Genomic DNA, 18,051 nt, shown 5'->3' on the forward strand with positions numbered 1-18,051 from the left:
CCCGCTTCACCCTTCGGCTTGCCGGTAAATGATGGTGGTGCTGCCCACGACGATCCGCGAGCCGTCGCGGAGCGTAGCGCGGGTGGTGTGCTGCCCGTCCACCACGATGCCGTTGGTGGACCCGAGATCCTGGATCGTCGAGGGCGTTCCGGTCCGGATCTCACAGTGCCGGCGCGAGACGCCGGGGTCGTCGATCCGCACGTCGGCCTCGGTGCTGCGGCCCAGCACCAGAGTCGCGCGGGAGATCTGGTGGCGGGTGCCGTTGACCTCCACCCAGTGCCGGGTGCGCCCGCCCGCCGCAGGGGCGGCGGGAGGCCGCTGGCCACCGGCGGGCTGCGGGTAGCCGTAGCCGCCGGGGCGTGCGCCGGGCGGCGGCGCGGCCGGCATGGGCGGGGCGCCCGCGGGTGCGGCGGCCGGCGGATAGCCGTACCCTCCGCCGGGACGGCCCGCGGCCGGTGCCGGCGGTGCGGCGGGGCCGCCCGCCTGCTGGTTCGTGGTGGAGGCGAGCGTACGGCTGCGCACCCGGTACAGGCCGGTGTCGAGGTCGTCCGCCTTCTCGAGGTGGACCTTGATGGGGCCCATGAAGGTGTAGCGCTGCTGCTTGGCGTAGTCGCGCACCATGCCGGCGAGCTCGTCGCCGAGCTGGCCGGAGTAGGGGCTGAGCCGCTCGAAGTCCGGCGTGCTCAGCTCCACGATGAAGTCGTTGGGGACGACGGTCCGGTCGCGGTTCCAGATCGTCGCGTTGTTGTCGCACTCGCGCTGGAGCGCGCCGGCGATCTCCACGGGCTGGACCTCTGACTTGAACACCTTCGCGAAGGTGCCGTTGACCAGACCTTCGAGACGCTGCTCGAACTTCTTCAGGACTCCCACGGGGCACCTCCTCCGATGTCGCTGCCGTCCTGCGTCCCGCCTGGCGGGACCTGCCTTACCTGGTACTGCTTACTGATCGTATCCACGCGCGGGTGAATCGGCTGGTTCCCCCTGTCGGCCCGGTCGACGGGTGTCGACGCTGGACGAAGTCCGCTTCGGAGGTTCCCTCCGGAGCCGTCCTTCGAACTCCTCCCACGCACTACTTCTGCCCAGGATCGTAGAGGCGGCCGCAGACCAGTGTCCCGCACCTGACTGTGGACTCTGCCCGGCTCCTGGGGAGACGGACAGGACCGGTACGAGGTTGATACGTGAACCGGCATCCGTCGATACGGAACGCCGGCCCCGGACGATCGATCACCTCCGGGACCGGATCAGGAGACGTGCCTGGTGGGCGGCTGCCCCGGGGAAAGGGATGTGAACCCACCCCTGCCAGCGTGCTAATGTTCTGGATGTCGGAAGGCGCCAGGCCCCAAGGGGCGGAGCCGGAAGACACACCCAATGCGCGGGTGGCGGAATAGGCAGACGCGCTGGATTCAGGTTCCAGTGCCCGCAAGGGCGTGGGGGTTCAACTCCCCCCTCGCGCACCAGCCGGAAGCCCCCAGGTCCCAGACCTGGGGGCTTCCGCGTTTCTCCGGAGCGGTGTGAGGCTCATTACCCCGTGAGGACAATCACAACCCCGTTCCACGCGATCGTGCGCCGGGGTTTTCCACAGGCGCGTAGTTCTCCACAGGGTCTGACGCGCTCCGGCCACCGGCTGTACGGTCTCCACGAGTTGATGTTCGTGCGGGTGCGGGGGAGGCGGTCGGCGTGACCGGAATCGGTGAGGCACAAACCGGAATCGGTGCGGCACAAACGGCGGAGCCGGCGGTACGTCGGCTTCCGCAGGTGCGCGGGTTCGCCACCTGGCCGCCCGAGGGTTCGCCCAAGGCGGAGGGCAAGGCACTGCGCAAGAGCGTGCCGCGCAGCGCGCACGCCGCGCTCGACCTCGACGGTGCCCGGCCGCACGCGGTCGCCGCGCTGGAGGAGTCCCACCGCGGCCGCATCCCCGAGCTCACGCCGATACGGGCGGGCCGGATGGCCGCCACCCCCTTCGCCTTCCTGCGCGGCTCGGCGGGCCTGATGGCGTACGACCTCGCGCGCACGCCCATGACCCGCATCCGCGCCCAGATCTGCGGCGACGCCCACGCGGCGAACTTCGGCCTGTACGGCGACCCGCGCGGCGGATTGGTCATCGACCTGAACGACTTCGACGAGACGGTCCACGGCCCCTGGGAGTGGGACCTCAAGCGGCTCGCCGCCTCCCTCGTGCTCGCCGGCCGGGAGGCGGGCGCCGACGAGGACCACTGCCGCAAGGCGGCCTTCGACGCGACCGGCGCCTACCGCCGCACCATGCGTCTACTCGCCAAGCTCCCGGTGCTGGACGCGTGGAACGCGATCGCGGACGAGGAGCTCGTCTCCCACACCGACGCCCATGATCTGCTCGGCACGCTGGAGCGGGTCTCCGAGAAGGCGCGCGCCAACACCAGCGGGCGCTTCGCGGCGAAGTCGACGGAGGAGGCCGAGGAGGGCGGGCGCCGCTTCGTGGAGTCCCTGCCGGTCCTGCGGGCGGTGCCGGACGCGGAGGCCGTGGCGGTGGCGGCGGCCCTCGAGGAGTACGTGACGACGCTCGCCGAGGACCGGCTCCCGCTGCTGGCCCGGCACGCGGTGCACGACGTCGCCTTCCGCGTCGTCGGCACGGGCAGCGTGGGCACGCGGTCGTACGTGGTGCTGCTCCTGGACCACCGGGGGGAGCCGCTCGTCCTCCAGGTGAAGGAGTCGCGTCCCTCGGCGCTGGTGCCGCACCTGGTGACCGCGGGCTTCGAGGTGCCGGAGGTGGCGCACGAGGGCCGCCGGGTGGTGCTGGGGCAGAAGCGCATGCAGGTCGTCAGCGACATCCTGCTGGGCTGGACGTCGGTGGACGGACGACCGTTCCAGGTACGGCAGTTCCGCAACCGCAAGGGCAGCGTGGACCCCGCGGCGCTGGCCGCCGACCAGATAGACGACTACGGCCGGATGACCGGCGCCCTGCTGGCCCGGGCCCACTCGCACAGCGCGGACCCGCGGCTGATCGCCGGGTACTGCGGCAAGAACGAGGAACTGGACGAGGCGATCGCGGACTTCGCGGTCGCCTACGCCGACCGCACGGAGGCCGACCACGCCGATCTGACCGCCGCGGTGCGGTCGGGGAAGGTCGCGGCGGAGCTCGGGGTGTAGGAGCGGGGCCGGGAGGGGGCGCCGATGAAGTACGTCGACCTCGACGGACGCGACGGTGAGGTGACGGGGATCGTCGACCCGCGCCCCTACCTGGCGCGGCTGCCGGTGCTGGCGCGGCAACTGCCGCCGGGGGCGCGGGCGTTCGCCACGGACCCGGGGCACTACGACTTCTCCGGCAAGCGGTGCGTGCAGGATCTCGCGCCGCAGGGGGTGCGCCGGACCGGGGACGACGAGATAGAGATCCGCTTCGGCCACAACTGCTTCAAGCACGACGAGGACCTGCTCGTCCGGTACACCGGGGTCTCCCGCTTCCAGGTGGACGTCCTGGACGTCTGCGACGTGACCGCCCTGGGCGAGGTGATCCTCGACGAGGTTCTCCCGCACGACGGCGGCTGCACGCACGAGATCGCCTGCCGGCCCGGGACGATGATGGTGGCGTGCCGGGATCTGGCGGCGCAGTGGGTGGAGGCGGACTGCCCCGAGGCGCGGGGGCCGGGGCGGCAGCGGTGAGCCTCGGCGCGCAGCGGTGTGGAGCGGGGTGGCCGTCGGTGGCCGGCGGTGCCGGCAGGACCGGTGCGGGCGGTGTGGGTGTCGGCGGTGGATGCGGTGAGGGCGTTGTCGCTGGTCGGGGGAGGTTGCGGTCGGTGCGGCGGAGGGCCGGGCGGGGCGTGGCCTAGGCTGGTCGCGTGACGAGCCCGGATGCTGAGCAGGGTGGTGTCGCCGGTGAGACGCAGGCGACGCCCGAGGACGGTGCGCCGCGCCCCGAGGAGCGCCTGGAGCGGGCCGTTCGGGCCGCCGAGCAGGCGCTGATCGAGTACGAGATCGCGGTGGAGACCTTCCGGGTGGAGGTCGAGAACTTCTCCCGGCTGCACCACCAGAAGCTCGGCCCGATGTACGCCCGCCTCGACGAGCTGGACGCGCAGATCGCGGAGGCGCGGGCCGCGCGCACCGGCGACCCCGAGGACCGGCGCAAGGCCGAGGAGGCACGCGCCCGCGTGCTGCCGATGCCGGGCGTGGAGGAGCTCTTCCACGGCTGGATGGACGGCGAGGGGCTCTTCCCCGAGGCCGCGGCGATGCTCACGGACCAGCCGGTGCGGCCCCCGCAGCGCGTGCGCCCCAGCGACGAGGCCCGCAAGCTCTACCGCGAGCTGGCCCGCAAGGCCCACCCGGACCTGGCGCAGGAGGACGCCGAGCGGGCGCGCCGTGAGGAGTTCATCACCCGGGTCAACGCCGCCTACGCGCGCGGCGACGAGCCCCTGCTGCGGGAGCTGGCCGAGGAGTGGGCGAAGGGTCCGGCGCCCGCGGACCGCCGTCCCAGCGAGAGCGAGGAGCTCTACGCCCGCCTCGAATGGCTGTCGGCGCGCAAGGAGATGCTGACGCTGGTCGCCAAGGAGCTGGAGGAGAGCGCGATCGGCGGGATGCTCCGGCTGGCGCCGGACGATCCCGACCAGCTCCTGGAGGAGGTCGCCGAGAAGCTGCTGGCGGACGTGTCCCGGCGCGAGCAGGAGCTGGCCGAGCTGCTGGCCTAGGCGGCGAGTCGGGTAGCGTCTCGGACATGCATTTCGGAGCTGGTGTGCCCACGGTGGAGGTCTCGGACCTCAAGGACGGCGACTTCCTGCTGGACGTCCGCGAGGACGACGAGTGGCAGGCGGGCCACGCCGAGGGGGCGTTGCACATCCCCATCAGCGACTTCGTGGCCCGTTACGGCGAGCTGACCGAGGCCGCCCCGCAGGACGGCCGCGTCAACGTCATCTGCCGCTCCGGCGGCCGCTCGGCGCAGGTCGCGATGTACCTCGTCCAGCAGGGCTGGGACGCCGTGAACGTCGACGGCGGCATGCAGGTGTGGGCGGCGGCGGGCCGGCCCGTCGTGACGGACGACGGCCAGCCGGGGTTCGTCCTGTAGTTCGCCGGGTTCTCGCGGCTCTCCGGACTCCGCGGTGAGCGGGGTTCTCGCGGCTCTCCGGACTCCGCGGAGGGCGCGTCAGCCGAGCGGGTGGGCCGCCAGCAGGTCGCCCAGGGCCTCCTCGTGCGCCGCCGCGGGACCCAGCTGGAGCTCCAGGTGCTTGGCCCAGGCGTGGTACCGGTGCAGCGGGTATTCGACGTCCGCGCCGAACCCGCCGTGCAGATGCTGTGCCGTCTGCACGACCCGTCGTACGCCCTCCGAGGCCCAGATCTTGGCGACCGCCAGGTCGCCGGAGGCGGGCAGCACGCCGGACGCCCCCGAGGCGATGCGCCACGCGGCCTGCCACAGGGTGACCTCCATCGCTCGCAGGTCGATGAAGCGGTCGGCGGCCTGCACGGCGACGGCCTGGAAGGTCGCGACGGGGAAGCCGAACTGCTCGCGTTTGCCGGTGTACTCGCTCGTCATGGCGAGGACCCGTTCGCCCAGGCCCAGGGCCAGCGCACAGGTGCCGCAGGTCAGCAGGTCGCGCAGCCACTCCCAGGCGCCGTCGGCGTCGATGACGTCGTGAGCCGCGATCCGCGCGGACTCCAGGCGCAGTTCGCCGAGCCGTTCGCCGGCGGTGGAGATCTGCTCGCCGAGGGCGACGCCCGGGTGGGTCCGGGGGATCACGGCGAGGAGGGTGCGCTCGGCGGCGGTACGGGCCGGTACGACGAGGAAGTCGGCGGTGTGGGCCCACGGCACCGCCGTCTGCACGCCGTCCAGGATCCACGCGTCGCCGTCCTGCCGTGCGGTCACGGCGAGTTCGGCCGGGTCGTGGCCGCCGCGGCCGTTCGCGGCGACGGTCAGCACCACCTCGCCCCGGCCGGCCCGGGCCGGCAGCGCCGACTTCAACTCCTCGCCGCCGTAGGCCTGTACGGCCGCCGCGGCCGCGGCGGACTCCAGCAGCGGTACGCGTGCCAGCACCTTGGCCGACTCCCGCAGGACCAGGCAGAGGGCGATGGCGTCCAGGCCCGCGCCGCCGTGCTCCGGGGCGAGCAGCAGGCTGAGCAGGTCCGCCTCGGCGAGCCTCGCCCACAGCTCGCGGTCGAAGTCGTCGGCGACGGTGCCCGCGACGAGCGAGGGACTGGGCACCGCGTCCGGCGCGACCGGGGCGAACACCCCGCGCGCGGCCTCGGCCGCCGCCTGCTGCTCCTCGGTGAAGGTGAAGTCCACGGTCCTGTCCCTCCGGCGGTCCGCTGAGCTGACGGGGTCTCGCGAGATCTGACGGGTCGTCAAGATAGAACAGGTTCTAGAAGAAGGGAACGGGGCGTCGGGGGTTCGGGCCCGCACCGGACCGACCGTTCGGTTCTGTGGACCGGGACTGGTCCGAACGCCGTAAGGTGTCAACCGCTGTGGATGACCCGTGCGCGTGGCCTGTGGACAACTGGGGGCGGCCTCGTGTGCGCCGCGGCGAGGTGGAACGACTGGGCTGCGCCGAGCAGGCGGGCCTGGGTACCGTGCCGTGCGAACGCGGTGGTGCGGTGGGGACGGGCGGTACGGCGCTCCATGGCCGGCGGCCGGAAATCAGACCGGGATCGAAAGACGGGCGGCAATGGACGCGTACGGCACAGACTCCGACGCCCGGTACGGGCCGGACGGTCCTGGTGGCACGTCCGAGCAGGGGGTCCCGTCCGAGCAGGATGGCCCGCCCGAGCCGGCGGACCGGCCGGACCGGCGCTCCGAGCAGGGCGAACGTCCCGAGCCGGCCACCCGTCGCGAAGCGGCTGCCCGTCCCGCACGGGCCGTCGGCCGGGTACCGGCTGCGCGTACTGAGCCGGACGCTCACGCCGAGGCGGACGCTCACGCCGAGGCGATAGGTCATGCCGAGCAGGACGCCCGTCCCGAGCCGGCCGTTCAAGCCGAGCCGGACGCCCGTCCCGAGCAGAGCGGTCATCCCGAACCGGACCATCGAGCCGAACCGGACCATCGCACCGATCCGCACTATCGAGCTGAACCGGACCATCGAGCTGATCCGGACCATCGCACCGATCCGGACAGTCACCCCGAGGCGGCCGTCCCGCCCCGGTCGGACGCCCCGGGGGCACCGGAGGTCCCGTACGCCGAGGCCCGTACCGGTGTCGCCGCTCTCTCTCCCCGGTACCAGGTCGGGGCCGCGCTGGCGCTCGCCGTCGTCGCCGTCGCCGTCTGCGTTCACCTCGGGATGGTCTTCCTGCACGTCGCGCCGTCGAACACCCTGACCAAGGCGCACGGCGAGGCGATCGACGAGTGGGTCTACCCGGAGTTCGAGCAGAACTGGAAGCTCTTCGCGCCCAACCCGCTCCAGCAGAACATCGCCGTCCAGGTCCGCGCCGAGGTGCAGGCGGCGAACGGCGAGGTGCGCACCACCGGCTGGTACGACCTGTCCGCCGAGGACGGCCGGGCCATCGACGGCAATCTGGTGCCCAGCCACACCCAGCAGAACGAGCTGCGCCGGGCCTGGGACTTCTTCGTCGCCACGCACGACAGCAACAACCGCCCCTCGGGCCTGCGCGGCGCCCTGTCCGAGAGCTACCTGCGGCGCATCGTGGCGCTGCGCCTGGACCGCGACGACGCGGCCGGGAAGGGCGGCGTCGTCGATCGGGTCCAGGTCCGCTCCAGCACCACCAACGTGACCCCGCCCAGCTGGAGCGCCGAGAAGATCTCGGACAAGCCGCTGTACCGTGTGCTGCCCTGGTGGCAGGTCACGGCCGCCGACACCGACGGAGGCGCCGAGTGAACCGCTTCGCCCTGTCGGTCTCCTCCGCCATCGCGCGCGTCACCGAGTCGGCGCTCGGCCCGTACCAGACGGCCGTCGTCCGCATCGGCTTCAGCGCCACCTGGCTGATGTTCCTGCTGCGCGAGTTCCCCCACCGCGCGGAGCTCTACGGCCCCGGCGGCCCGTGGAGCTGGGACGACGCCCAGCAGCTGATCGCGGTCAACCACGCCTTCTCGGCCCTGATGTGGTCGGACGGCCGCCCCTGGTTCGAGATCGTCTACCTGCTCGCCGTGCTGGCCAGCGTGCTGCTGCTGCTCGGCTGGCGCACCCGCACCATGTCGGTGCTGTTCATGATCGGCGTGCTCTCGCTGCAGAACCGCAGCGTCTTCGTGGGCGACGGCGGCGACAACGTCCTGCACCTGATGTCGGTCTACCTCGTGTTCACGCGCTGCGGTCAGGTCTGGTCGCTGGACGCGCGGCGGGCCCGGCGCGCGGCCGAGGCACGCGCGCGTGGCGAACAGGTCGCCGACCGGGTCGGTCCGGCGCTGTGGGCCGTGCTCGGGTTCGCGCTGGTCGCGGTGACGGCCGGCGGCAGGTTCGACGGCGTCGACGCGACCGTCCCGGTGATCGTCTACGCGGTGTGGGTCGCGCTCGCCGTGCGGTGGGTCGTCGGCCGCCTCGCGAAGAGCGAGGAACCCCGGATACTGCTGGACGTCGTCGGCAACATCGTGCACAACGGCGCCGTCCTCGTGATCATGGCCGAGGCCTGCCTGATCTACGCGACGGCCGGCTGGTACAAGATCCAGGGCACTCGCTGGCAGGACGGCACGGCCGTCTACTACCCCCTCCACCTCGACTACTTCTCGCCCTGGCCCGCGCTCGCCGATCTGCTGTCGTCCAGCGGCACCATGGTGATGCTGGTGACGTACGGGACCGTGATCGTGCAGGTCGCCTTCCCGTTCACGCTGTTCAACCGGCGGGTGAAGAACGTCCTGCTGGCCGTGATGATGACCGAGCACGCCGTGATCGCCGTGGTCCTCGGACTGCCCTTCTTCTCGCTCGCGATGATCACGGCCGACTCGGTCTTCCTGCCGACGTCGTTCCTGCGCCGGCTCGGCGGCTGGGCGGCACGCGCGCGTGACCGCGTCCTCGCCCGCGGCGGCCTGGTGCCCCTGCCCGGACCGCGCGTGCCGGAGAACCCCGAGCCCGCGCCCGCGAACTCCACGGCGTGAGCCCACGGCGCACGCGCCGGTGCGCCCCAGGTGCGTGCGCGCGTGAGCCCCGGCTGCGTGCGCACGTAGGCTGCCCACCATGACCGACCCCACCGCCGACACCGTGAGCGCCTGGCGCCGGCTGGCCGGCTCCTGCGTGCTGCTCGACGGTTTTCACGCGCTCAAGCACGCCCTGCGCTTCGCGGCGGAGGTCCCGGTGGCGGTCACCGCCGACCGGCGGGCGGCCCTCACGCTCGCCGGCGAACTCGCCCCTGACGTACGGGAGGAGCTGGCCGCGCTCCTGACCGAGGTGCCGGAGCAGACGTACCGGAGCCTGGTCCCGCGCCCGCACCCCACGGCCGTGGCGGCGCTGGCCGTACGGCCTTCCCGGGCGGCCAACCTCGAGAAGCTGGCGTACGCGCCCCGCACCGCGCCCGTCGTGGTCCTCGACAACCCGCGCAACCTCGGCAACGCGGGCGCCGTGATCCGGCTGGCCGCCGGGTTCGGCGCGACCGGCGTGGTCACCACCGGCACGCTCGACCCCTGGCACCCCACCGTCGTCCGCGGCGGGGCCGGGCTGCACTTCGCGACCGCGGTGGAGCGGCTGACCGCCGACGAGCTGCCGGCGGGCCCGCTGTTCGCCCTCGACCCGGAGGGCGACGACATCCGGGGCGTGAAGCTCCCGGACGACGCCGTCCTCGCCTTCGGCTCCGAGCGCAGCGGCCTGTCCGCCGAACTACGCGCCCGTACCGACCACTTGCTGTCCCTGCCGATGCGTCCCCAGGTCTCCAGCTACAACCTGGCGACGAGCGTGGCCATGACGCTGTACCACTGGAGCGCCACCGGGTACGGCTCCAGGCCCTAGGGCCCGGTCTGGCGTCAGGCCCTAGGCCTGGCCCTCGGACTCCCGGCGCACCTCGACCACCCGGAACCGGTTCGCCACGAACGCGCCGTCGCACAGCGCCGCGTTGGCCGCCGGGTTGCCGCCCGAACCGTGGAAGTCGGAGAACGCGGCCGTCTGGTTGACGTACACCCCGCCCGTGAGGTTCAGCGACAGCTGCGCCGCCTCCTCCAGGCAGACCTCCTGGATCGTGTCCTCGACCTCGGTGTCGCTGGTGTACGCGCCGACCGTCATCGCGCCCTTCTCGCGGATCGTGCGCCGCAGCAGCTCCACGCCGTCCGCCGTCGAGTCGACCGCGACGGCGAAGGAGACCGGGCCGAAGCACTCGCTCATGTACGCGGCCTCGTCGTCCGGCTTCGCGCCGTCCAGCTTCACGATCACCGGCGTGCGCACCACCGCGCCCGGGAACTCCGGGTTGCTGATCTCCCGTGAGGCCAGGGCGACTTCGCCGAGCCCGGCCGCGGCCTCCAGACGGGCCTTCACGTCCGGGTTGACGATCGCGCCGAGCAGCGCGTTCGCGCGCGCGTCGTCGCCGAGCAGGCCGTCGACCGCGCGGGCGAGGTCCGCGACCACCTCGTCGAAGGTCTTCGGGCCCTCGTCGGTGCGGATGCCGTCGCGGGGGATCAGCAGGTTCTGCGGGGTGGTGCACATCTGGCCGCTGTACAGGGACAGCGAGAAGGCCAGGTTGGAGAGCATGCCCTTGTAGTTCGCCGCCGAGTCCACCAGCACGGTGTTGACGCCGGCCTTCTCCGTGTAGACCTGCGCCTGCCGGGCGTTGGCCTCCAGCCAGTCGCCGAACGCCGTCGAGCCCGTGTAGTCGATGATCCGGATCTCCGGGCGCGTGGCGAGCGCCTTCGCGATGCCCTCGCCGGGCCGCTCGGCCGCCAGCGCCACCAGGTTCGGGTCGAAGCCGGACTCGGTGAGCACCTGGCGCGCCACCTGCACGGTGAGCGCGAGCGGCAGCACCGCGCGCGGGTGGGGCTTGACCAGGACCGCGTTGCCGGTGGCCAGGGAGGCGAACAGGCCCGGGTAGCCGTTCCACGTCGGGAAGGTGTTGCAGCCGATCATCAGCGAGATGCCGCGGGGGACCGGGGTGAACTGCTTGGTGAGGGCGAGCGGGTCGCGCTTGCCCTGCGGCTTGGTCCACTCCGCGGTGTCGGGCGTGCGGACCTGCTCCACGTACGCGTACGCCACCGCCTCCAGGCCGCGGTCCTGCGCGTGCGGGCCGCCCGCCTGGAACGCCATCATGAACGCCTGGCCCGAGGTGTGCATGACCGCGTGCGCGAACTCGTGCGTCCGGTCGCTGATCCGCCTGAGGATCTCCAGGCACACCACCGCGCGCATCTCCGCGCCCGCGTCGCGCCACGCGCGCTGCCCGGCCTTCATGGCGGGCAGCAGTTCGTCGAGGTCCGCGTGCGGGTAGGTCACGCCCAGCTCGATGCCGTACGGCGACGTCTCGCCGCCCACCCAGTCGTCCGTGCCGGGCTGGCCGAGGTCGAGGCGGGTGCCCAGGAGGGCGTCGAATGCGGCCTTGCCCGCCGCCATGTCCAGGCTGCCGTTCTCGCCGTAGGCCTTGGGGTGCTCGGGGTGCGGTGACCAGTAGGCGCGTGTGCGGATCGCTTCCAGCGCCTGGTCGAGGGTGGGCCGGTGCTTGGCGATCAGCTCGTGCGTGGTCAGTTCGGCGGCCATGCGGGACCAACTCCTCGTCTTGTGGACTCTTCGTCGAGCCCATGACCTGGGCAGAAATAGGGGCGGGAACAGCCGGTCAGAGTTAGAGTAACCGAACGATCGGTCGGGACAAGGGGGTCCGCCGCATCTGTGGAAAACCCCGTGCGGGAGGATCGCGCGCATGACAGCACTGGACCTCAGCAGCCCCGTGGCCGTCGTCGGCACCGGCACCATGGGCCAGGGCATCGCCCAGGTCGCGCTGGTCGCGGGCCATCGGGTACGGCTGTACGACGCCGTTCAGGGGCGCGCGCAGGAGGCGGCCGCGGCGATCGGCGCCCGCCTGGACCGGCTCGTGGCGAAGGAGCGGCTCACCGCGGCCGACCGGGACGCCGCGCACGAGCGGCTGCTGCCCGCCGTGGACCTCGCCGAGCTCGCGGACTGCTCCCTGGTCGTCGAGGCCGTCCTGGAGCGGCTGGACGCCAAGCAGGAGCTGTTCCGGGCGCTGGAGGACGTCGTCGGCGAGGACTGCCTGCTCGCCACCAACACCTCCTCCCTGTCCGTCACGGCCATCGGCGGCGCGCTGCGCAGCCCCGGCCGCCTCGTCGGCCTGCACTTCTTCAACCCGGCGCCGCTGCTGCCGCTGGTCGAGGTCGTCTCCGGGTTCGCCACCGACGTCTCGTCGGCCACGCGCGCGTACGAGATGGCACGCGCCTGGGGCAAGACACCGGTCGCCTGCGCCGACACCCCCGGATTCATCGTCAACCGCATCGCCCGGCCCTTCTACGCCGAGGCCTTCGCCGTCTACGAGGCCCAGGGCGCCGACCCGGCCACCATCGACGCGGTGCTGCGCGAGTCGGGCGGCTTCCGGATGGGCGCCTTCGAGCTGACCGACCTGATCGGGCAGGACGTCAACGAGTCGGTCACGCACTCCGTGTGGCAGAGCTTCTTCCAGGACGTGCGCTTCACGCCCTCGCTCGCCCAGCGCCGGCTGGTCGAGGCGGGCCGGCTCGGCCGCAAGAGCGGCCAGGGCTGGTACGACTACGGCGACGACGCCGAGCCCGCCGAGCCGCACACCGCGGAGAAGGCGCGCCCGCCCGCGTACGTCGTCGCCGAGGGCGACCTGGGCCCCGCCTCCGAGCTGCTCGCGCTGATCCGCGAGACGGGCATCGCGGTGCGCGAGGAGGACGAGGACCACGGCACCCGCCTGGTGCTGCCGAGCGGCGGCCAGCTGGCGCTCGCCGACGGCCAGACCTCGGTGGAGTTCCGCGACGTCGTCTACTTCGACCTCGCCCTGGACTACCGCCGGGCCACCCGCATCGCCCTGTCCGCCTCCCAGGACACCGCGCCGCAGACGCTCGCCGAGGCCATCGGCCTCTTCCAGGCGCTCGGCAAGGACGTCAGCGTCATCGGCGACGTCCCCGGCATGATCGTCGCGCGCACGGTCGCCCGGATCGTCGACCTCGCCCACGACGCCGTCGCCAAGGGCGTGGCCACCGAGGAGGACATCGACACCGCGATGCGCCTGGGCGTCAACTACCCGCTCGGCCCCTTCGAGTGGAGCCGCAGGCTCGGCCGCAACTGGGCGTACGCCCTCCTCGACGACCTGCACCTGCGCGATCCCTCCGGGCGCTATGCGCCCTCCCTCGCGCTGTACCGCCACGCGTACGCCTCCGACAAGCGGGAGGGCAGCACCTCATGACCACCGCCAAGCGCGACACGTACACCCCGGAGACGCTGCTGTCCGTGGCCGTCCAGGTCTTCAACGACCGCGGCTACGACGGCACTTCGATGGAGCACCTCTCCCGGGCGGCCGGCATCTCGAAGTCGTCGATATACCACCACGTGTCCGGCAAGGAGGAGCTGCTGCGCCGGGCCGTCAGCCGGGCGATCGACGGCCTCTTCGGCATCCTCGACGAGGAGCACGCGCGCGTGGGCGGCGCCGCCCGGCGCCTGGAGTACGTGGTGCGGCGCATGGTCGAGGTGCTGATCGGCGAGCTGCCGTACGTGACGCTGCTGCTGCGGGTGCGCGGCAACACCGACACCGAGCGCTGGGCGCTGGAGCGGCGCCGCGACTTCGACCACCGGGTGGCCGAGCTGCTGAAGGCGGCGGCGGCCGAGGGGGACGTGCGCGGGGACGTGGAGGTTCGGCTCGCGACCCGCCTGGTCTTCGGGATGATCAACTCGATCGTCGAGTGGTACCGGCCGGACGGGCGGGGCATGGACGAGCGCGAGGTGGCCGACGCGGTCGTGCAGCTGGTCTTCGGAGGGCTGCGGAAGGAGGGCTGAGCGCCCGCGGGAAGGGGCGGGCGCCCGGCTCAGCCCTGCGGCTCCAGGTCCTCCTCCTCGAACACCAGCAGCGTGCGCGTGCTGAGCACCTCGGGCATGGCCTGGAGCCGGGTGAGCACCAGCTCGCGCAGCGCCCGGTTGTCCGAGGTGTGCACCAGCAGCAGCACGTCGAAGTCGCCGCCCACCAGGGCGATGTGGGAGGCCCCGGGCAGCTGTCTGAGCTGCTCGCGCACCGTCCGCCAGGAGTTCTGGATGATCTTCAGGGTGATGTACGCCGAGGTCCCCTGACCGGCCCGTTCGTGGTTGACGCGGGCGCCGAACCCGCGGATGACGCCGTCGTCGATGAGGCGGTTGATGCGCGCGTAGGCGTTGGCGCGCGAGACGTGCACCCGTTCGGCGACCGACCGTATCGAGGCGCGGCCGTCCGCCTGGAGCATCTGGAGGATGTCCAGATCGATGGCGTCGAGGGGACGGGCGGGCGGTACGGCAGCGCTTCCCTCCGCCCCCTCGGCCATTTGTTCAGGTGCCATGTCCCCCCGCCTCCCTGCCATGGACGTACTGCTTTCATTCCAGGTTGTGGAGAACCGTTTGTCCACAGCGTGGAGCCGCCTGTAGCCAAAATGTGTCGGCGACCGAACAATCGGTAGGTGAGGCGCACCACACTGCCGTGGTACGCCCGAAGCCGCTCCCACGAGGAGGTGCCGTCATGACGGTCATGGAGCAGCGGGGCGCTTACCGGCCATCCCCGCCGCCCGCCTGGCAGCCCCGCACGGACCCCGCGCCGCTGCTGCCCGACGCGGAGCCCGTCCGCGTCCTCGGCACCGAGGCGGCCGCGAAGGCCGACCCGGCCCTGCTGCGCCGCCTGTACGCGGAGCTGGTCCGCGGCCGCAGGTACAACGCGCAGGCCACCGCGCTCACCAAGCAGGGCCGCCTCGCCGTCTACCCCTCCAGCACCGGCCAGGAGGCCTGCGAGGTCGCCGCCGCGCTGGCCCTGGAGGACCGTGACTGGCTCTTCCCCAGCTACCGGGACACGCTCGCCGCCGTCGCCCGCGGCCTGGACCCCGTCCAGGCGCTCACGCTGCTGCGCGGCGACTGGCACACCGGCTACGACCCGCACGAACACCGCGTGGCCCCCTTGAGCACCCCGCTCGCCACCCAGCTTCCGCACGCCGTCGGCCTCGCGCACGCCGCCCGCCTCAAGGGCGACGACGTGGTCGCGCTCGCCATGGTCGGCGACGGCGGCACCAGCGAGGGCGACTTCCACGAGGCGCTGAACTTCGCCGCCGTCTGGCAGGCCCCGGTCGTCTTCCTGGTGCAGAACAACGGCTTCGCCATCTCCGTCCCGCTCGCCAAGCAGACCGCGGCACCGTCGCTGGCCCACAAGGCCGTCGGCTACGGCATGCCCGGCCGCCTGGTCGACGGCAACGACGCGGCCGCGGTGCACGAGGTTCTCGGCGCCGCCGTGCGCCGCGCGCGGGAGGGCGGCGGCCCCACCCTGGTCGAGGCGATCACGTACCGCATCGACGCCCACACCAACGCCGACGACGCGACCCGCTACCGCGGTGACACCGAGGTGGACGCCTGGCGCGCGCACGACCCGATCGCGCTGCTGGAGCACGAGCTGACCGAGCGCGGTCTGATCGACGAGGACGGCATCCGGGCCGCCCGCGACGCCGCCGAGACCATGGCCGCCGACCTGCGCGAGCGGATGAACCAGGACCCGGTGCTCGACCCCATGGACCTCTTCGCCCATGTGTATGCCGAGCCCACCGCGCAACTGCGCGAACAGCAGGCCCAGTTGCAGGCGGAGCTGCACGCGGAACAGGAAGGCGGCCACCGATGACCACCGTCGCCGTCAAGCCGGCCACCATGGCGCAGGCCCTCACGCGCGCGCTGCGCGACGCCATGGCCGCGGACCCCGCCGTGCACGTCATGGGCGAGGACGTCGGCACCCTCGGCGGTGTCTTCCGGGTGACCGACGGCCTCGCCAAGGAGTTCGGCGAGGACCGCTGCACGGACACCCCGCTGGCCGAGGCCGGCATCCTCGGCACCGCCGTGGGCATGGCGATGTACGGCCTCAGGCCGGTCGTGGAGATGCAGTTCGACGCCTTCGCCTACCCGGCCTTCGAGCAGCTGATCAGCCACGTCGCCCGGATGCGCAACCGCACCCGCGGCGCCATGCCGCTGCCGATCACCATCCGCGTGCCCTACGGCGGCGGCATCGGCGGCGTCGAGCACCACAGCGACTCCTCCGAGGCGTACTACATGGCGACTCCGGGGCTCCATGTCGTCACGCCCGCCACGGTCGCCGACGCCTACGGCCTGCTGCGCGCCGCGATCGCCTCCGACGACCCGGTCGTCTTCCTCGAGCCCAAGCGCCTGTACTGGTCCAAGGACTCCTGGAACCCGGAGCACCCGACGGACGTCGAGCCGATCGGCCGTGCGGTGGTGCGCCGCCCCGGCCGGAGCGCCACGCTCATCACCTACGGGCCGTCGGTGCCCGTCTGCCTCGAGGCCGCCGAGGCCGCGGCGGCCGAGGGCTGGGACCTCGAGGTCGTCGACCTGCGCTCCCTGGTGCCGTTCGACGACGAGACGGTCTGCGCCTCGGTGCGCCGGACCGGCCGTGCGGTCGTCGTGCACGAGTCGGGCTCCTACGGCGGCCCGGGCGGCGAGATCGCGGCCCGCGTGACGGAGCGCTGCTTCCACCACCTGGAGGCGCCCGTGCTGCGCGTCGCCGGGTTCGACATCCCCTACCCGCCGCCGATGCTGGAGCGTCACCACCTGCCCGGCGTCGACCGGATCCTGGACGCCGTGGCGCGTCTGCAGTGGGAGGCCGAGAGCTGATGTCACGCACTTCTGACATGCACAGCCTGGAGTTCAAGCTCCCCGACCTCGGCGAGGGACTCACCGAGGCGGAGATCGTGCGGTGGCTGGTCGAGGTCGGCGACCTCGTCGCGGTCGACCAGCCGGTCGTCGAGGTCGAGACGGCCAAGGCGATGGTCGAGGTGCCCTGCCCCTACGGCGGCGTGGTCACCGCCCGCTTCGGCGAGGAGGGCACGGAACTGCCCGTCGGCGCACCGCTGATCACGGTCGCGGTGGGCGCGCCGGCGTCCGGCACCGAGACCGAGGGCTCGGGCAACGTCCTGGTGGGATACGGCACGTCGGAGGCGCCCGCCCGCCGCCGCAGGGTGAAGCCGGGGCAGCCGGCGCCGGTCGCTCCGTCCCGCGAGGAGAACGGGCACGGCGGCACCCCGGGTCCGGCCGACGGCCCCGTCCCCGTGATCTCCCCCCTGGTGCGCAGGCTCGCCCGGCAGAACGACCTGGACCTGCGCGAGATGACCGGCTCCGGCCCCGACGGGCTGATCCTCAGGGCGGACGTCGAGTACGCGCTGCGTGCCGCGGGCGCCCAGGCGGGCATGTCAGAGCCGCCGGCCGAGGCCCCCGCGCGCGTGACGTCCGACCCGGCCCCCGTCCCGGCCGCCGCCAACGGCCTGCGCGTCCCCCTCAAGGGAATCCGCGGCGCCGTCGCCGACAAGCTCTCCCGCAGCCGCCGTGAGATCCCGGACGCGACCTGCTGGGTGGACGCCGACGCGACCGAACTCATGCGCGCGCGTGCGGCGATGAACGCGGCCGGCGGGCCGAAGATCTCCCTGCTCGCCCTGCTGGCCCGCATCTGCACCGCCGCCCTGGCCCGCTTCCCCGAGCTCAACTCCACGGTCGACATGGAGGCGAGGGAGGTCGTCCAGCTCGACCAGGTGCACCTCGGCTTCGCGGCGCAGACCGAGCGTGGCCTCGTCGTCCCGGTCGTACGGGACGCGCACGCCCGGGACGCGGAGGCGCTGACCGCGGAGTTCGCCCGGCTGACCGAGTCGGCCCGGGCGGGAGCCCTCACGCCCGGCGACCTCACCGGCGGCACGTTCACGCTGAACAACTACGGCGTCTTCGGGGTCGACGGCTCCACACCGATCATCAACCACCCCGAGGCGGCCATGCTCGGCGTCGGCCGCATCTTCCCCAAGCCGTGGGTGCACGAGGGCGAGCTGGCGGTGCGTCAGGTCGTCCAGCTCTCGCTCACCTTCGACCACCGGGTGTGCGACGGCGGCACCGCGGGCGGCTTCCTGCGGTACGTGGCGGACTGCGTGGAACAGCCGGCGGTCCTGCTGCGCACGCTGTGATTGCGCGGCCGCCCACACGTTCCCTGTGATCGCCGGGGCACGCATACTCG

Annotated in this window: 16 protein-coding genes and 1 tRNA gene; 13 read left to right on the forward strand and 4 right to left on the reverse strand. The window is 72.8% G+C overall.

The window, feature by feature from the left end; translation table 11 throughout:
- Positions 1–6: 6 nt before the first annotated feature.
- Positions 7–870 (reverse strand): FhaA domain-containing protein, encoded by an 864-nt coding sequence (locus tag ACFU97_RS15670; RefSeq protein WP_384256091.1) that lies wholly within the window; start codon positions 868–870, stop codon positions 7–9.
- Positions 871–1,370: 500 nt separating this feature from the next.
- On the opposite strand from ACFU97_RS15670, the gene ACFU97_RS15675 reads away from it, so the two are divergent.
- The 5 genes from ACFU97_RS15675 to ACFU97_RS15695 all read left to right on the forward strand — a co-directional run bounded on the left by ACFU97_RS15675 (position 1,371) and on the right by ACFU97_RS15695 (position 5,026).
- Positions 1,371–1,457: transfer RNA gene (locus ACFU97_RS15675), tRNA-Leu, on the forward strand.
- A 229-nt stretch (positions 1,458–1,686) separates the two neighbouring features.
- Entirely contained in the window at positions 1,687–3,123 is a 1,437-nt protein-coding gene (locus tag ACFU97_RS15680; protein ID WP_384256526.1) for a DUF2252 domain-containing protein, read from the forward strand.
- Between the two features lie 24 nt (positions 3,124–3,147).
- Positions 3,148–3,633, forward strand: coding sequence for a hypothetical protein (locus ACFU97_RS15685; RefSeq protein ID WP_384256093.1), 486 nt, complete (start codon positions 3,148–3,150; stop codon positions 3,631–3,633).
- A 176-nt stretch (positions 3,634–3,809) separates the two neighbouring features.
- The gene (locus tag ACFU97_RS15690) at positions 3,810–4,652 is read left to right on the forward strand and encodes a J domain-containing protein (protein ID WP_384256096.1); all 843 of its coding nucleotides are present in this window, start codon (positions 3,810–3,812) and stop codon (positions 4,650–4,652) included.
- A 44-nt stretch (positions 4,653–4,696) separates the two neighbouring features.
- Positions 4,697–5,026, forward strand: coding sequence for a rhodanese-like domain-containing protein (locus tag ACFU97_RS15695; protein WP_384256528.1), 330 nt, complete (start codon positions 4,697–4,699; stop codon positions 5,024–5,026).
- Between the two features lie 78 nt (positions 5,027–5,104).
- Here ACFU97_RS15695 and ACFU97_RS15700 read toward each other — a convergent pair whose 3' ends face one another.
- Positions 5,105–6,238, reverse strand: a complete 1,134-nt coding sequence (locus ACFU97_RS15700; RefSeq protein WP_384256098.1) for an acyl-CoA dehydrogenase family protein — start codon at positions 6,236–6,238, stop codon at positions 5,105–5,107.
- Between the two features lie 640 nt (positions 6,239–6,878).
- Between ACFU97_RS15700 and ACFU97_RS15705 the strand changes: the two genes are divergently transcribed.
- From ACFU97_RS15705 to ACFU97_RS15715, 3 genes are all read left to right on the forward strand, one after another.
- Positions 6,879–7,781, forward strand: coding sequence for a DUF5819 family protein (locus ACFU97_RS15705; RefSeq protein ID WP_384256530.1), 903 nt, complete (start codon positions 6,879–6,881; stop codon positions 7,779–7,781).
- On the forward strand, positions 7,778–8,992 hold the full coding sequence (locus ACFU97_RS15710) for an HTTM domain-containing protein (RefSeq protein WP_384256100.1): 1,215 nt from the start codon (positions 7,778–7,780) through the stop codon (positions 8,990–8,992). The genes ACFU97_RS15705 and ACFU97_RS15710 overlap by 4 nt, the downstream gene beginning before the upstream one ends.
- 79 nt (positions 8,993–9,071) lie before the next feature.
- Positions 9,072–9,836 (forward strand): TrmH family RNA methyltransferase, encoded by a 765-nt coding sequence (locus ACFU97_RS15715; RefSeq protein WP_384256103.1) that lies wholly within the window; start codon positions 9,072–9,074, stop codon positions 9,834–9,836.
- 21 nt (positions 9,837–9,857) lie between these two features.
- Here ACFU97_RS15715 and paaN read toward each other — a convergent pair whose 3' ends face one another.
- Positions 9,858–11,561, reverse strand: a complete 1,704-nt coding sequence (gene paaN / locus ACFU97_RS15720; protein WP_384256105.1) for a phenylacetic acid degradation protein PaaN — start codon at positions 11,559–11,561, stop codon at positions 9,858–9,860.
- Positions 11,562–11,721: 160 nt separating this feature from the next.
- On the opposite strand from paaN, the gene ACFU97_RS15725 reads away from it, so the two are divergent.
- Together ACFU97_RS15725 and ACFU97_RS15730 are read left to right on the forward strand one after the other, a co-directional pair.
- Positions 11,722–13,239 (forward strand): 3-hydroxyacyl-CoA dehydrogenase, encoded by a 1,518-nt coding sequence (locus ACFU97_RS15725; RefSeq protein WP_384256107.1) that lies wholly within the window; start codon positions 11,722–11,724, stop codon positions 13,237–13,239.
- Complete coding sequence (locus ACFU97_RS15730) at positions 13,236–13,826, forward strand: TetR/AcrR family transcriptional regulator (RefSeq protein ID WP_384256110.1); 591 nt, start codon at positions 13,236–13,238, stop codon at positions 13,824–13,826. Before ACFU97_RS15725 ends, ACFU97_RS15730 begins: the two co-directional genes overlap by 4 nt.
- Before the next feature lie 29 nt (positions 13,827–13,855).
- Here the strand turns inward: ACFU97_RS15730 and ACFU97_RS15735 are convergent, their stop codons facing one another.
- Positions 13,856–14,341, reverse strand: a complete 486-nt coding sequence (locus ACFU97_RS15735) for an Lrp/AsnC family transcriptional regulator (RefSeq protein WP_384256533.1) — start codon at positions 14,339–14,341, stop codon at positions 13,856–13,858.
- Between the two features lie 191 nt (positions 14,342–14,532).
- Here ACFU97_RS15735 and pdhA point away from each other — a divergent pair, with 191 nt between their 5' ends.
- The 3 genes from pdhA to ACFU97_RS15750 are packed head-to-tail and all read left to right on the forward strand — an operon-like array spanning position 14,533 to position 18,001.
- A complete protein-coding gene (gene pdhA / locus ACFU97_RS15740) occupies positions 14,533–15,669 on the forward strand; it encodes a pyruvate dehydrogenase (acetyl-transferring) E1 component subunit alpha (RefSeq protein WP_384256112.1) in 1,137 nt (378 codons plus the stop codon).
- Positions 15,666–16,670: an alpha-ketoacid dehydrogenase subunit beta gene (locus tag ACFU97_RS15745; RefSeq protein WP_384256114.1), complete on the forward strand. Its 1,005-nt coding sequence runs from the start codon at positions 15,666–15,668 to the stop codon at positions 16,668–16,670. Before pdhA ends, ACFU97_RS15745 begins: the two co-directional genes overlap by 4 nt.
- Positions 16,670–18,001 (forward strand): dihydrolipoamide acetyltransferase family protein, encoded by a 1,332-nt coding sequence (locus ACFU97_RS15750; protein ID WP_384256117.1) that lies wholly within the window; start codon positions 16,670–16,672, stop codon positions 17,999–18,001. Before ACFU97_RS15745 ends, ACFU97_RS15750 begins: the two co-directional genes overlap by 1 nt.
- Positions 18,002–18,051: the final 50 nt, after the last annotated feature.

Source organism: Streptomyces sp. NPDC057616 (genome assembly GCF_042800575.1).
Classification (GTDB): Bacteria; Actinomycetota; Actinomycetes; order Streptomycetales; family Streptomycetaceae; genus Streptomyces.

Bases quoted from the DNA above. Each gene is read 5' to 3' on its own strand.
- ACFU97_RS15685 (WP_384256093.1), top strand. From the start codon at position 3,148: ATGAAGTACGTCGACCTCGACGGACGCGACGGTGAGGTGACGGGGATC.
- ACFU97_RS15715 (WP_384256103.1), top strand. From the start codon at position 9,072: ATGACCGACCCCACCGCCGACACCGTGAGCGCCTGGCGCCGGCTGGCC.
- paaN (WP_384256105.1), bottom strand. From the start codon at position 11,561: ATGGCCGCCGAACTGACCACGCACGAGCTGATCGCCAAGCACCGGCCC.
- ACFU97_RS15725 (WP_384256107.1), top strand. From the start codon at position 11,722: ATGACAGCACTGGACCTCAGCAGCCCCGTGGCCGTCGTCGGCACCGGC.
- ACFU97_RS15730 (WP_384256110.1), top strand. From the start codon at position 13,236: ATGACCACCGCCAAGCGCGACACGTACACCCCGGAGACGCTGCTGTCC.
- ACFU97_RS15735 (WP_384256533.1), bottom strand. From the start codon at position 14,341: ATGGCCGAGGGGGCGGAGGGAAGCGCTGCCGTACCGCCCGCCCGTCCC.
- pdhA (WP_384256112.1), top strand. From the start codon at position 14,533: ATGACGGTCATGGAGCAGCGGGGCGCTTACCGGCCATCCCCGCCGCCC.
- ACFU97_RS15745 (WP_384256114.1), top strand. From the start codon at position 15,666: ATGACCACCGTCGCCGTCAAGCCGGCCACCATGGCGCAGGCCCTCACG.
- ACFU97_RS15750 (WP_384256117.1), top strand. From the start codon at position 16,670: ATGTCACGCACTTCTGACATGCACAGCCTGGAGTTCAAGCTCCCCGAC.